At 69.5% G+C, this 12,886-nt stretch carries 13 protein-coding genes and 1 tRNA gene; 4 read left to right on the forward strand and 10 right to left on the reverse strand.

From position 1 onward, the window contains the following. Positions 1-12 precede the first annotated feature (12 nt). From M6I34_RS08690 to M6I34_RS08735, 10 genes are all read right to left on the reverse strand, one after another. Positions 13-837, reverse strand: a complete 825-nt coding sequence (locus M6I34_RS08690) for a hypothetical protein (RefSeq protein WP_272485301.1) — start codon at positions 835-837, stop codon at positions 13-15. Between the two features lie 37 nt (positions 838-874). Then, positions 875-1,870 carry an arsenosugar biosynthesis radical SAM (seleno)protein ArsS gene (gene arsS / locus M6I34_RS08695; protein WP_272485302.1) on the reverse strand — a complete coding sequence of 332 codons (996 nt, stop codon included), beginning with the start codon at positions 1,868-1,870 and terminating at the stop codon, positions 875-877. A 25-nt stretch (positions 1,871-1,895) separates the two neighbouring features. Next, positions 1,896-2,123, reverse strand: a complete 228-nt coding sequence (locus M6I34_RS08700) for a zf-HC2 domain-containing protein (RefSeq protein WP_272485303.1) — start codon at positions 2,121-2,123, stop codon at positions 1,896-1,898. Between the two features lie 7 nt (positions 2,124-2,130). After that, positions 2,131-2,745, reverse strand: a complete 615-nt coding sequence (locus tag M6I34_RS08705; protein WP_418953501.1) for a sigma-70 family RNA polymerase sigma factor — start codon at positions 2,743-2,745, stop codon at positions 2,131-2,133. A 227-nt stretch (positions 2,746-2,972) separates the two neighbouring features. Then, complete coding sequence (locus M6I34_RS08710; RefSeq protein ID WP_272485304.1) at positions 2,973-3,269, reverse strand: hypothetical protein; 297 nt, start codon at positions 3,267-3,269, stop codon at positions 2,973-2,975. Between the two features lie 176 nt (positions 3,270-3,445). Beyond that, a tRNA-Leu gene (locus M6I34_RS08715) sits at positions 3,446-3,532 on the reverse strand. A gap of 86 nt (positions 3,533-3,618) precedes the next feature. After that, positions 3,619-4,875 (reverse strand): allantoate amidohydrolase, encoded by a 1,257-nt coding sequence (locus M6I34_RS08720; RefSeq protein ID WP_272485305.1) that lies wholly within the window; start codon positions 4,873-4,875, stop codon positions 3,619-3,621. Further along, positions 4,872-6,122: a M20/M25/M40 family metallo-hydrolase gene (locus M6I34_RS08725; RefSeq protein WP_272485306.1), complete on the reverse strand. Its 1,251-nt coding sequence runs from the start codon at positions 6,120-6,122 to the stop codon at positions 4,872-4,874. The genes M6I34_RS08720 and M6I34_RS08725 overlap by 4 nt, the downstream gene beginning before the upstream one ends. Then, a complete protein-coding gene (gene puuE, locus M6I34_RS08730; protein WP_272485307.1) occupies positions 6,119-7,078 on the reverse strand; it encodes an allantoinase PuuE in 960 nt (319 codons plus the stop codon). Before puuE ends, M6I34_RS08725 begins: the two co-directional genes overlap by 4 nt. Next, the gene (locus M6I34_RS08735) at positions 7,075-7,803 is read right to left on the reverse strand and encodes a GntR family transcriptional regulator (RefSeq protein WP_272485308.1); all 729 of its coding nucleotides are present in this window, start codon (positions 7,801-7,803) and stop codon (positions 7,075-7,077) included. Before M6I34_RS08735 ends, puuE begins: the two co-directional genes overlap by 4 nt. Before the next feature lie 466 nt (positions 7,804-8,269). Here M6I34_RS08735 and M6I34_RS08740 point away from each other — a divergent pair, with 466 nt between their 5' ends. Genes M6I34_RS08740 through M6I34_RS08755 form a run of 4 tightly spaced genes read left to right on the forward strand, consistent with a single transcriptional unit; the run spans position 8,270 to position 12,876 of the window. Then, positions 8,270-9,937: an ABC transporter substrate-binding protein gene (locus tag M6I34_RS08740; protein ID WP_418953502.1), complete on the forward strand. Its 1,668-nt coding sequence runs from the start codon at positions 8,270-8,272 to the stop codon at positions 9,935-9,937. Positions 9,938-9,995: 58 nt separating this feature from the next. Beyond that, entirely contained in the window at positions 9,996-10,949 is a 954-nt protein-coding gene (locus M6I34_RS08745; protein ID WP_272485309.1) for an ABC transporter permease, read from the forward strand. Continuing rightward, complete coding sequence (locus M6I34_RS08750) at positions 10,949-11,839, forward strand: ABC transporter permease (RefSeq protein WP_272486636.1); 891 nt, start codon at positions 10,949-10,951, stop codon at positions 11,837-11,839. The genes M6I34_RS08745 and M6I34_RS08750 overlap by 1 nt, the downstream gene beginning before the upstream one ends. Next, entirely contained in the window at positions 11,836-12,876 is a 1,041-nt protein-coding gene (locus M6I34_RS08755) for an ABC transporter ATP-binding protein (protein WP_272485310.1), read from the forward strand. Before M6I34_RS08750 ends, M6I34_RS08755 begins: the two co-directional genes overlap by 4 nt. Positions 12,877-12,886 lie beyond the last annotated feature (10 nt).

Here is a 12,886-nt window from a genome sequence, read left to right on the forward strand (position 1 = left end):
CCCTCCAGCTTGTCATGGCAAACCGGCAGGCGCGCCGGCCGCGATCCTGTCCGAGACCGGCAAGGCCGGCCCGAGCGCCTGATGGGGCTCGAAGCCCGGCCCGCGCGCGATGCGGTCGAAATACGAGAGCCAGGCGGCCGAGCCCTCCGGCCAGTTCGCGAGGAAGGCCGCCTGCCACAGCGACTCGGCGTAGCGCACCGGCACCAGGCTCACGTGGGCGCCCGCCACTTGCACCTCGGCCAGCGACTCGTGCGGCGAAGGCGACTCGCCGATACGCACGCACAGGCCGTGCAGCCGGCCGCGGAAGTTGGGCATGCCGGCCGCGCCGTTGTTGACGATCCAGCCAGCCGCGCCGCCCGGCAACGCGAAGCGGCGCAGCGCCGGCAGGCAGGTGTGGGTGCTGGCGAACAGGTCGACGATCGCCGAATCGACCGAGTCCGGGTAGGCGCAACCGCAGCCGGCGTCGTCCGCCCCGGCGTCGAACTCGGCCTCCACATTGCCGAGCGTGGCGTCGTGGGCCAGCACCCTGGCGTTGACCTCGGCGAAAGCACCGTCGTCGACGTCGAACCAGTTGAAGTCGCCGTTGAAGCAGATGGTGGCGCCGGGTTCGGCGCGCGCCATCGCCTCTACCGCGTCGAGCGCGGGCAGGTTGCCGTAGAGTCCGCCGACCACGTAGAGCGCGCGGGCTCGCCGCTCGGGCGCCCGTGCGATCGCTCGCGGCCCGTAGCGATAGCGAAGCGGGCAGACGCGGCCCGGGCCGGGCGAGGCCTCGACGGCGGTCTCGTTCGCCCCGGCCACGGGTTCGCCTGCAACCGCGGCAGGTTCGTTCGAGATCATCCGGGCTTCGTCGATCCGCGGGCGGGGGAAGGCGCGATCAGGCGGCGCGCGACTCGGCCTCGGGCGCGTCGGCCAGCGCCCCGCCGCAGCTGGAGCCCTGCCCGGCGGTACAGCCGAAGCAGTGGTCGGCGATCCGAATCGGGTTTCCGTCGAGCGTGCCCCGCCCCAGCTCGCTGATGTGGATCCGCGACTCACCGGCGCCGCGAATCTGCAGGCCGAGCTGCTGGTTGAAGTCGCAGTCGTACAGCCAGCCCTGCCAGTCGACGCTGACCAGGCTGCGGCACATCACCTGCTCCAGGTTCTCGTCCCGGTGCGCGCCGCGCAGCAACTGCATGTAATCGTCGAACTGGCCCTTGGAAACCAGCGTCGAGCCGAAGCGCTGGATCGGCATGTTCGCCAGCGTGAACAGGTCGTCGAAGACCACGCCGTGATGCTGGAGAAGATGGGCCCGGTAAGCCTGCTCGAGCGAAGCCTGGGGCGGCGGCAGCACAGGGCCCTGGGGATTGAACACGAGGTTGAGCCGCAGGCCCGAGCCGGGCCGCCCGTACCCAAGCGAGTTCAGCCGCTTCAGGCCGCGGATGCTCGCGTCGAAGACACCCTTGCCGCGCTGGCGGTCGACGTTGTCCTCGAGATAGCAGGGCATGGACGCCACCACCTCGACCCGGTGTTCGGCGAGAAATTCAGCCAGGTCGTCCTGGCCGGGTTCCTCGAGGATGGTCAGGTTGCAGCGGTCGATCACCGTCACGCCGCGCGACCTCGCGGCGATCACGAGACGCCGGAAGTGCGGATTCAGCTCGGGCGCCCCGCCCGTCAGGTCCAGCGTCGTGATCGCCGGCTCGCGATCCAGGCAGGCGATGACCTCGTCGACCGTCTCGGCCGACATCTCCTCGGTCCGGTTGGGGCCGGCATTGACGTGGCAGTGCACGCAGCTCTGGTTGCAGCGGTAGCCGAGGTTCACCTGCAGCGTGGAAACCTCGCGCCGGCGCAGCGCAGGGAAATCGGTCTTGGCGAGAAGGGCCAGGGTCGGGCGCATCGAAAAGGGTCTCCTCTTGGTCAATTCACGGTTCGACGCGCGGCCCGGCCGGATGCTTACACGGTCGGTCGGGTCCCGGATACTTCCGGATCGCCGACCGCAGCATCTCCATCTGCCCGGAGAAGTTGGTGCAGCTCGCGCACATCCACAGGTGGACGCGAATCCGCATCCGCTCGACAGGCCGCAAGGACCGGTCCATGCCCTCGGCGACCAGCCTGTGGGTTTCCTTGCAGTCCGGCATCAACCAGCTCATTCGCCGCTCATCCTTTGCCTGCGTCGTGGCGGGCGCCGAACCAGTTCAGCGTCAGGCACTCGCGAAGTCGCATCCTGGCTCGATACAGAATCACCCAGCAATTCGACGGGGAAATCCCGGTTTCATGACAGATCTCCTCGGTCGACATCTCCAGCCACTCCCGCATCAGGAACACCCTGGCGGTCTGCGCAGGCAGCTTCTCGACGCAGGCTTCGAGCGTCTCGAAGAACTGTCGCTCCGACAGCGTGGCTTCCGGATCGCTCGCCCAATCGGCCGGCCGTTCCCGGAAATGCCCCGTCTCGTCGAAAAGCTCGTCGAAGCCGATGGCGTCCTCGACGCTGTCGTCAGCGTCGAGCCGGACCTCGCGCCGCAGGCGCCGAAAGTGATCGATGATTCGATTGCGAAGGATCGTCGTGACCCAGGTTCGAAGCGACGATCGACCCGCGAACTGGTGAGCTTGCTCCATCGCCGCCAGGATCGCCTCCTGCACGGCGTCTTCCGCGGCATGCGCATCCCGCAACTGGAGCCTGGCGAAGCGCAGCAGATTCGGGCGCATCGCCGCGAGTTCCTCGAGGAACGCGGAAGGCAGGCCGGCGGAGGGACCCGAAGTCATGCTTGCCATGCTGCGAAATCCGATGGACGCGCGGCGCGAGGGGGGCGGCGCGCGCCGGCCTCCAGATCGAACGAGGCTCGAACAGGCGCAGCGGGCGCGCGCGAAACCTTAACAGATCCGCACACGCCCGCTGGAGCATCCCGGCGAGAATCCCGGGATCGGCAGACAGGGCGCGAACGCGCCCTGGAGAAGGCCCTGGACCGGGGCGGAGCATCCCGCCCCGGCCCCGGCAGCCATCAGGCCGAGTGGCCCGGGCTCGGCACGCGGACGATCGCGTCGGCGGCAACTTCCTCACGCGACAGCATGCTGGCCTGCTCATAGGCCGAGTTCACGCGCACGCCTTCGGCGTTCGACTGGATCAGGAACGGCGTCGCATCGGACGAAGGCGCCGACGCGGCCTGCGCGGGGGCGGTCACCGCCGCGCCGACCGTGCCGGTGACGACCGGGTAGTCGGTCTCGACCGTCTGGGCGCTGACACCGGCGGCACCGAGGGCGAGGGCAGCGGGAACGAGGATGCGTGCGATCTTGATCATGACTAGCTCCTTGAGGACTTGGTGATGGGTCGACAGCACCGCGCTGCCGATGACCGAAGTCTGAAGGGGCGAAATTGCGCATCCGTGGCGGGATGATCGACAGAAGGGATCGTGTAGATAACGATCCTGTCTCGCGCAGGTGCTGCGCTCTCCGGGGCTGGCGCCCGCGAAATTCTTGGTGCCGGAGGCGGGAATCGAACCCGCACGCCCTTTCGGGCACCGGATTTTGAGTCCGGCGCGTCTACCAGTTCCACCACTCCGGCAAGGAGCGCCGGGCCCTGTCCCCGGCGAAGCGGACACGCATTATCTGCAATCGCCGGGCCGCGGGCAAACGGCGCCCGGTCGCGGCTCAGCTCGTCTCGAAACGCCTGACGAAGTCGAGGAACACCTCGGCCGCGACGCCGGCGTCGGCGGCGGTCATCGTCTCGAGCGGATTGTGGCTGATGCCGCCGTTGCCGCAGCGTACGAAGAGCATGCAGACGTCGGTCAGCCGGGCGATCATCATCGCGTCGTGACCGGCGCCGCTGGGCAGCCGGAACGGGGCCACGCCTGCTCTCGCCACGCAGGCCTCGAGCAGATCGGCCAGGCGAGGCGCGCACGGCGCGCAGGGCACCTGCATCGTCGTCGCCAGGTCGAGCGTCACCCCGCGCCTCTCGGCGATCGCGCGGCACTCGCGAACCACGTCCGCGACAGCCGCGTCGCGCGTGGCATCGTCCGCCGCGCGGACGTCGAGGCTGAAATCGCACCGGCCCGGCACGACGTTGGCCGAGCCGTTCGGCACCGACAGCATCCCGACCGTGCCGACCAGCGTCGGCGCCTGACTGCAGCGCCGCTCGACCGCGAGGACCATCTCCGCTGCTGCGGCCGCCGCATCCTTGCGCATGGTCATCGGCGTGGTGCCGGCATGCCCCGCGACGCCGGTCACCGTCGCGGTCATCCGCACGCTGCCGGCGATCGACGTGACGATGCCGACCGGAAGGCCCCGCTCCAGCAGCACCGGCCCCTGCTCGATGTGCACCTCGATGTAGCCGGCCGGCCGCCCGCGGTCACGGGCAAGTGCCTGGATCGACGCTTCGGTGCCGGGCAGGCCGGCCGCGCGGATCGCATCGCGCAACGAGATGCCATCGGCGTCCGTCCGATCGAGAACGCCCATGTCGAAAGCGCCCGCGATCGCGCTCGACGACAGGAAGCTCGTCCGGAATCGCAGCCCCTCCTCTTCGGCAAAGCCGACGATCTCGATCGCGCATCCGAGGCGCTCGCCGCGCGCGTGCAGCGCGGCGACGACCGCGATCGGCAGCAGGATGCCCAGCCGTCCGTCGTACTTGCCGCCGTTGCGCACGGTGTCGAAGTGCGAGCCGGTCATCAGCACCGGCGCGTCGGGCGCCGCGCCCGCGTAGCGGCCGACGACGTTGCCCAGCGCATCGATCTCGGCCTCCATGCCGGCCTCGCGCATCCAGCCGGCCAGGTCGCGGGCGGCGGCGCGGTGCGCCGCGCCCAGGTAGGAGACGGTCAGGCCGTCGGGCTGGTCGGAGTGACGGGCCAGCGCCTCGGCCATCTCCAGGATCCGGGCGCCCAGCGATTCGGGCGAAGTCGGGGTGACGTTCATCGGGCGGCATCCTCCGTGCCGGGGCTCGCCCCGAGCAGGTCGTGCAGCGCGCAGGCGACCACCTTGGTGGCCGTGCGCAGGTCCTCCAGAAGCAGGTTCTCGTCGGCGCGCTTGGCGTTCGCCTCCAGGATCGTCCGCGGCCCCGCGCCGTAGAGCACGATCGGCACGCCGGCCTCGCAGTAGAGTCTCGCATCGGTGTAGAGCGGCGTGCCGGTGACCGGCACCTGCTCGCCGAGCAGCCGCTCCGCATGGCGCTTCAGGGCCCCGACCAGGCGCTCGTGCCCCGGCAGCGGCGTGAGCGCGCGCGCCAGCAGCAACCTGCGGATTTCCACGCGGCAACCCGCCGGTGCGGACGCCTCGATCAGCCGGCGCAGCGAGGCCTCGACCTCGGCCGGATCCTCCTCGGGAATCATCCTGCGGTCGAGCCGGAAGCCGACCCGGTCCGGCACCACGTTCGTGTTGATGCCGCCCTCGATCCGCCCGACGTTGATCGTCGGGCATCCGATCCCCGGCACCTGCGAACGCATCCGCGCGTAGGCGTCCCGCTCGCCGTACAGCGCCTCGATGACCGCGATCGCGCCCGCGAGCGCATCGACACCGGTCTCCGGCATCGCCGCGTGGGCCGCCACGCCCCGCACGGTCACCTCGAGCTGAAGGCAGCCGTTGTGCGCGGTGACGATCCCGTAGGAGAAGCCTGCACCGATCGCCAGGTCGGGCTTGCTCAGGCCGCGGGCCAGGATCCAGCCGGGACCCAGCTCGCCGCCGAACTCCTCGTCGTAGGTGAAGTGCAGCTCGACGGTGCCGGCCAGCGGCAGCCCGGTCTCGCGCAGCGCCCGAAGCGCGAACGCATAGGTCGCGAAGTCGCTCTTGGAAACCGCCACGCCGCGACCGTACATCCGACCGTCGACGATCTCGCCGCCGTAGGGCGGGTGGGTCCAGCCATCGCCCGGCGGCACCACGTCGCCGTGCGCGTTCAGCGCGACGACGGGGCCGTCTCCGAACCGGTGGCGGACCAGCAGGTTGGTCAGCGACTTCAGCCCGCCGGCGGCCACCTCATGCGCCGGCACCGGATGGCGCTCGGCCGGAAAGCCCATCGCTTCGAGCAACTCTGCGGCACGCGCCGCATGCGGGGCGTTGTCGCCCGGCGGCGTGTCCGTCGGCACCCGCACCATCTCTCGCAGGAAGACGACCTGCTCTTCGAAGGCGCGGTCGACTGCGCGACAGATCGCGTCGTGCTGTTCGTTCATCGTTGGGGGCCCAGGTCGATCGTCGGGGGATGGGTGGCGTGCCAGTGTCGGGCGATGTCGACCCGTCTGCAGACCCAGACGTCCCGATGGCCCTGCAGGTGGTCCAGGAAGCGCGCCAGCGCGGCAACGCGGCCTGGCCGCCCGGCCAGGCGGCAGTGCAGGCCGATCGACAGCATCTTGGGGGCGTCGAGGCCGTCGGGATCGCCTTCTCGATACAGCGTGTCGAACGCGTCGCGAAGATAGTCGAAGAACTGGCTGCCGCTGTTGAAGCCTTGCGCGGTGGCGAAGCGCATGTCGTTGCTGTCGAGCGCATACGGGATCACCAGGTGCCGGCTGGCGGGCGCGAGGCCCTCGACCCAGTACGGCAGGTCGTCCGCGTAGGAGTCCGAGTCGTAGAGGAAGCCGCCGTGCTCGAGAACCAGCCGGCGGGTGCGCGGTGAGTCGCGACCGGTGTACCAGCCGAGCGGGGGGCTGCCGGTGAGCTCGCGCAGGATCCCGACCGCCTCGCCGATGTGCGCGCGCTCGGTGGCCTCGTCGACCGACTGGTAGGAGATCCAGCGCAGCCCGTGGCAAGCGATCTCGTGACCGAGCTCGACGAAGGCCGACGCGACATCGGGATGCCGCCTCAGCGCCATCGCGACGCCGAATATCGTGAGCGGCAGGCCGCGCTCCTCGAACAGCCGCAACAGCCGCCAGACCCCGGCGCGCGAGCCGTACTCGTAGATCGACTCCATCGAAAGGTGGCGGTCCGCGAAGGCCTGCGCGCCGATGATCTCGGACAGGAAGGTCTCCGAGGCCGGGTCGCCGTGCAGCACGCAGTTCTCGCCGCCCTCCTCGTAGTTCAGCACGAACGAGACCGCGACGCGCGCGCCGCCCGGCCAGCGCGGATGCGGCGGCCTGCGTCCATAGCCGATCAGGTCGCGCGGGTAGGCGGACGAATTCGCGTCGAGGCTCATGGCTTCTTCCTGGATGAGGCAGGAGCCCTCTTCGGCGCCGGCGCGGCCGCCCGGGCCGGCCTGCGGCCCGGCTTCGGGCCGCGCGCCGCGCCGAACAGGCGCAGGAAATCGATCTCGGGGCGGGCGGACCGCTCCCGAAGCTTCATCTCGCAGTGCTCGAGGTGATGCCCCATCAGCCGCGCCGCGGCCGCCATGTCGCCCGCGCGGATCGCGTCGAGGATCTCGCGGTGCTCGTCGAAGGAGCACACGCCGTGCCCGGGGGTTTCGTAGAGGGCGATCATCAGCGAGGTGCGGGCGACCAGCCCGCGCAGCAGGGACACCAGTTCCCGGTTGCCGAAGGCTCCGACCAGCCGCAGGTGGAATTCGCCCGACAGCCGGATCAGGCGGGACCGCTCCCCTTCGCGATGGGCTCGCTCCTCTTCGTCCACGAGCGCGGCCAGCGCCTGCTGCATCCGGGGCTCGGGCGCCGCGTGCGCCTGCAGCAGCGCGGTCTCGATCAGCCGGCGCGCCTCGAACACTTCCCGCGTTTCCCTGGGCGAGGCCTGGGCGATCAGCGCGCCGCGGTTGTGATGAAGCTCGATCACCTTCTCGCTCGCCAGCCGCACCAGCACCCGCCGCAGCAACGAGCGGTTGACACCGAAGGCCTCGCAGAGCGGCATCTCGACGAGACGGGTGCCCGGCGGCAGCTGATGGGACATGACCGCCTCGAGGATCGCCGCGTGCACGCGATCCTCCTCGGCGCGCTCGTGGCGCGCCGCATCGGCCGGATCGGCGCTGACCCGGCCAGGCGGTGCGGACCGCGGCGAAGGGGATGTCGAAGTGGAACGCATGGTGACGCGGGACAGGGCTAGCACGAGGCATGCCAGCCGAGAAGATTGTGACAAACCGTGCGTCGATTGTACCCGTCACCATGCTCGAAGGCGGGCCGGTGCACGCTCGAGTCGCCAACTGGCCCTCGCCCGCTTCCAAGGCGGAGAGCGCGTCCGAATGCCGCATCGCCCGGAGTACCGTCCACGATCCCCACAGCGGTGCGACAGGCACGAAGCGCTTGCGCTGGCATCCCAACTTGGTGCGAATGGGTGTCGGATCGTTACAAAAATTGCGCCGATCCCGGGGCAGCGCCCTGGCACGCCTCTTGCCTGAGTCCCTGCGGTTTCACTGTCCCTCATTCGCGTGAACAAGGAGGCTCGAATGGCTCGGAATCGATGGCACCTGAAGAAGCTGGCGCTGGCCGCGACGACCGTGGTGGCGCTGGCGGCAGGCTTGAGCGGGCCCGCCACCGCCCAGGAGAAGGTCCTGCGGATCGGCATGACCGCTGCGGACATCCCGCGCACCCTCGGCCAGCCCGACCAGGGATTCGAGGGCAATCGCTTCACCGGGATCCCGATGTACGACGCGCTGACTCACTGGGACCTGTCGAAGCGCGACGAGCCGAGCGTGCTGGTTCCCGGCCTCGCCACCTCGTGGTCGGTCGACGCCAGCGACAAGACCAAGTGGGTCTTCAAGCTGCGCCCCGGCGTCAAGTTCCACGATGGCTCGCCGTTCAATGCGGACGCGGTCGTCTGGAACGTCCGGAAGGTGCTGGACAAATCTGCGCCGCACTTCGACGCCAGCCAGGTAGGCGTGACAGCGTCTCGGATGCCCACGTTGCGCAGCGCCAGGAAGATCGACGACATGACCGTCGAGCTCACGACGAGCGAGCCCGACTCCTTCCTGCCGCTGAACCTGACCAACCTGTTCATGGCCTCGCCGGCGCACTGGGAGGCCAAGCTGAAGGCGGTTCCCGCCAGCGTCACCGATCCGGCCGAGCGCGCCAAGCAGGCGTGGACCGCCTTCGCCGCCGACGCCTCGGGCTCGGGTCCGTTCAAGATGGCCCGCTTCGTGCCGCGCGAGCGTCTGGAACTGGTGGCGAACAAGGACTACTGGGATCCGAAGCGCGTGCCGAAGATCGACCGCGTGGTGATGCTGCCGATTCCCGAGGCGAACGCCCGCACGGCCGCCCTGCTGTCGGGCCAGGTCGACTGGATCGAGGCCCCCGCCCCCGATGCGATGCCCCAGATCCGCAGCCGCGGGTTCGTCATCCACAGCAATCCGCAGCCCCACGTCTGGCCCTGGCAACTCTCCTTCGCCGAGGGCTCGCCCTGGCTCAACCGGGACGTTCGCCACGCAGCGAATCTCTGCGTCGATCGCGAGGGCCTCTCGCAGTTCCTGGGCGGCATGATGGGCGTCCCGAAAGGCACAGTGCCGCCCGGCCATCCCTGGTGGGGCGACCCGAAGTTCGACATCCGCTACGACCCGAAGGCCGCGCAGGCGCTGATGGCCAAGGCCGGTCACTCGGCCCAGAAGCCGCTGAAGGTCAAGGTCCAGATCTCGGCCTCCGGATCGGGCCAGATGCAGCCCCTGCCGATGAACGAGTTCGTCCAGCAGTCGCTCAAGCAGTGCTACTTCGACGTCGAGTTCGACGTCATCGAGTGGAACACGCTGTTCACGAACTGGCGGCGCGGCGCCAAGGACCCGACGGCCAACGGCGCCCACGCGATCAACGTCAGCTTCGCGGCGATGGATCCGTTCTTCGCGATGGTGCGCTTCACCAGCACGAAGGCCTTTCCGCCCGTCTCGAACAACTGGGGCTACTTCGGCAACGAGGAGTTCGACAAGCTGATCGCCGATGCGCGGAACACCTTCGAAGACAAGGCCCGCGACGCGGCCCTCGCGAAGCTGCACGCCCGGATCGTCGAGGAAGCGCCGTTCGTCTGGATCGCCCACGACGTCGGCCCGCGCGCGATGAGCGCGAAGGTCAAGAACGTGGTGCAGCCCAAGAGCTGGTTCATCGACATCGCCCCGATGACGATCGAATGAGCAGGTAGATCCGCGCGCCGCCCGTCCGCGGGCGGGCGGCGCCTCCGGAACCCCGACGATGCTCACTTATCTGTTCCACCGGATCCTCTACACGCTGCCGATCATGCTCGGCGTGGCGCTGGTCTGCTTCGCGCTGGTCCACCTGGCGCCCGGCGACCCGCTCGTGTCGGTGCTGCCGCCGGACGCCTCGGCCGATCTGCAGCAACAACTCCGCGTGCTCTACGGCTTCGACCGCAGCTACCCGGAGCAGTTCGCGAGCTGGATCTGGCGCGCCATGCAGGGCGACCTCGGCACCTCGATCGCGGCAGGACGGCCGGTGGCCGACGAGGTCCTCAGGGCCGTCGGCAACACGCTGATCCTCGCCGGCATCGCAACGCTGATCGGCTTCTTCCTCGGCAGCCTGTTCGGCTTCGTCGCCGGCTACTTCCGCGACTCCTGGGTCGACAAGCTCGCCTCGCTCCTCTCCACGGTCGGCGTCAGCGTTCCGCACTACTGGCTGGGCATGGTCCTGGTGATCGTGTTCGCCTCACAGCTGAACTGGCTGCCGGCGACCGGCGCCGGGCCAGGCGGCTCGTCGGAATGGGCCTGGGACTGGGAGCACATGCGCCACCTGATCCTTCCGGCAATCACGATGAGCGTGATCCCGATGGGCATCATCAGCCGAACGGTGCGTGCCCTGGTGGCCGAGATCCTCGCCCAGGAATTCGTCGTCGGCCTGCGCGCGAAGGGGCTGACCAACCTGGGGATCTTCCGCCACGTGGTGAAGAACGTCGCCCCGACCGCGCTGGCCGTCATGGGCCTGCAGCTGGGCTACCTGCTCGGCGGATCGATCCTGATCGAGACCGTGTTTTCCTGGCCCGGCACCGGGTTCCTTCTCAACAGCGCGATCTTCCAGCGCGACCTGCCGCTGCTGCAGGGAACGATCCTGGTGCTGGCGATGTTCTTCGTGCTGCTCAACCTGATCGTGGACATCCTCCAGAGCCTGCTCGACCCGAGGATGTCGAGGACATGATGACGACCGCGATCGACGCTTCGAAAGTGCCGGCGCCCGCCTTCGACCGCAGCCCGGGCTACTGGACGACGGTCGGCCGCCGCTTCATGCGCGACCCGGTCGCCGTGACGGCCGCCGCGGTCGTGCTGCTGCTGATCCTGCTCGCCGTGTTCGGTGGCTACCTGACGCCTGCCGACCCGTACAAGGCCTCGATGCTCAGCCGCCTGAAGCCGATCGGCACGCCCGGCTTCCTGCTGGGAACCGACGAGCTGGGCCGCGACATGCTGTCCCGGCTGATGGTCGGCGCGAGGCTCTCGCTGTTCATGGGGATCACGCCGGTGGTCGCTGCCTTCGTGATCGGCTCGGCGCTCGGGATCCTCGCCGGCTATGCGGGCGGCTACGTGAACACGGTGATCATGCGCACGATCGACGTGTTCTACGCCTTCCCGTCGGTGCTGCTGGCGATCGCGCTGTCGGGCGCGCTCGGCGCGGGGATCTTCAACGCGCTGCTCAGCCTGACGATCGTCTTCGTCCCGCCGATCGCAAGGGTCGCCGAGAGCGTGACGACACAGGTGCGCGCGCGCGACTTCGTCGAGGCGGCGCGCGCCTCGGGCGCCGGCGCCTTCACGATCGTGCGGGTGCACGTGCTCGGCAACGTCCTGGGCCCCATCTTCGTGTACTCGACGAGCCTGATCGCGGTCTCGATGATCCTGGCCTCGGGCTTGTCGTTCCTCGGACTGGGCGTCAAGCCGCCCGAGCCGGAGTGGGGGCTGATGCTCAACACGCTGCGCACCGCGATCTACACCCAGCCGTGGATCGCCGCCCTGCCGGGCGTGATGATCTTCGTCACCTCGATCTCCTTCAACATGCTTTCCGACGGACTGCGCTCCGCGATGGACGTCAAGCAATGAGCGCGACCCGGCACCACGACGTGGGCGGGCCCGCCCAGCCACTGCTGACCGTGCGCGGCCTGTTCAAGCACTTCCCGCTGAAGTCCCGCCTCGCCGGCAAGGGCGCGGTGGTCCGCGCGGTCGACGGCGTCGACTTCACCGTGCTCAAGGGCGAGACGCTCGGCGTGGTCGGCGAGTCCGGCTGCGGCAAGAGCACCACCGCCCGGCTGCTGATGCACCTGATCGAGCCCGACCGCGGCGAGATCGTCTTCGACGGCCGGATCGTGGGCTCGCGCGACCTGCCGCTCAAGGAGTTCCGGCGCCAGGTGCAGATGGTCTTCCAGGACAGCTACTCGTCGCTGAACCCGAGGCTCACGATCGAGGACTCGATCGCCTTCGCCCCCCGCGTGCACGGCGTGCCGCACCGCGAGTCGGTCGAGCGTGCCCGCGATCTGCTCGCGCGGGTCGGCCTCGAGCCCGCGCGCTTCGCCGAGCGCTACCCTCACGAGCTCTCGGGCGGCCAGCGCCAGCGGGTCAACATCGCGCGCGCGCTCGCCCTGCAGCCCCGGCTGATCATCCTCGACGAGGCGGTTTCGGCGCTGGACAAGTCGGTCGAGGCCCAGGTGCTGAACCTGCTGCTGGACCTCAAGGAGGAGTTCGGGCTCACCTATGTCTTCATCAGTCACGACCTGCACGTCGTACGCTACGTGTCCGACCAGGTGATGGTGATGTACCTGGGCCGCGTGGCCGAGGTGGGCCCGACCGAATCGCTGTTCGACGCGCCGCTGCATCCGTACACGCGGGCGCTGCTTTCGTCGATGCCGTCGATGGATCCCGATCGGCGCACGACCGAGGCGCCGCTCAGCGGCGACCCGCCGAACCCGATCGATCCGCCGCCCGGATGCCGATTCCACACCCGCTGCGCGCTCGCCGAGGCGGTCTGCAGTGAACGCACGCCGGCCCTGCCCGGCACCGCCGCCGGTCACTACGTCTCCTGCCTGGTCCACGAGGCCGGTTCCGGGCACTCGCGCGCCCCGCATCCGACGGTAGTCCGATGAACGACACGCC

The organism is Zeimonas sediminis (assembly GCF_023721795.1).
In the GTDB taxonomy this organism is placed as follows: domain Bacteria; phylum Pseudomonadota; class Gammaproteobacteria; order Burkholderiales; family Burkholderiaceae_E; genus Zeimonas; species Zeimonas sediminis.

Bases quoted from the DNA above. Each gene is read 5' to 3' on its own strand.
- M6I34_RS08750 (WP_272486636.1), top strand. From the start codon at position 10,949: ATGACGACCGCGATCGACGCTTCGAAAGTGCCGGCGCCCGCCTTCGAC.
- M6I34_RS08725 (WP_272485306.1), bottom strand. From the start codon at position 6,122: ATGAACGAACAGCACGACGCGATCTGTCGCGCAGTCGACCGCGCCTTC.
- M6I34_RS08690 (WP_272485301.1), bottom strand. From the start codon at position 837: ATGATCTCGAACGAACCTGCCGCGGTTGCAGGCGAACCCGTGGCCGGG.
- M6I34_RS08740 (WP_418953502.1), top strand. From the start codon at position 8,270: ATGGCTCGGAATCGATGGCACCTGAAGAAGCTGGCGCTGGCCGCGACG.
- puuE (WP_272485307.1), bottom strand. From the start codon at position 7,078: ATGAGCCTCGACGCGAATTCGTCCGCCTACCCGCGCGACCTGATCGGC.
- M6I34_RS08755 (WP_272485310.1), top strand. From the start codon at position 11,836: ATGAGCGCGACCCGGCACCACGACGTGGGCGGGCCCGCCCAGCCACTG.
- M6I34_RS08705 (WP_418953501.1), bottom strand. From the start codon at position 2,745: ATGGCAAGCATGACTTCGGGTCCCTCCGCCGGCCTGCCTTCCGCGTTC.
- M6I34_RS08745 (WP_272485309.1), top strand. From the start codon at position 9,996: ATGCTCACTTATCTGTTCCACCGGATCCTCTACACGCTGCCGATCATG.
- arsS (WP_272485302.1), bottom strand. From the start codon at position 1,870: ATGCGCCCGACCCTGGCCCTTCTCGCCAAGACCGATTTCCCTGCGCTG.
- M6I34_RS08710 (WP_272485304.1), bottom strand. From the start codon at position 3,269: ATGATCAAGATCGCACGCATCCTCGTTCCCGCTGCCCTCGCCCTCGGT.
- M6I34_RS08700 (WP_272485303.1), bottom strand. From the start codon at position 2,123: ATGAGCTGGTTGATGCCGGACTGCAAGGAAACCCACAGGCTGGTCGCC.
- M6I34_RS08720 (WP_272485305.1), bottom strand. From the start codon at position 4,875: ATGAACGTCACCCCGACTTCGCCCGAATCGCTGGGCGCCCGGATCCTG.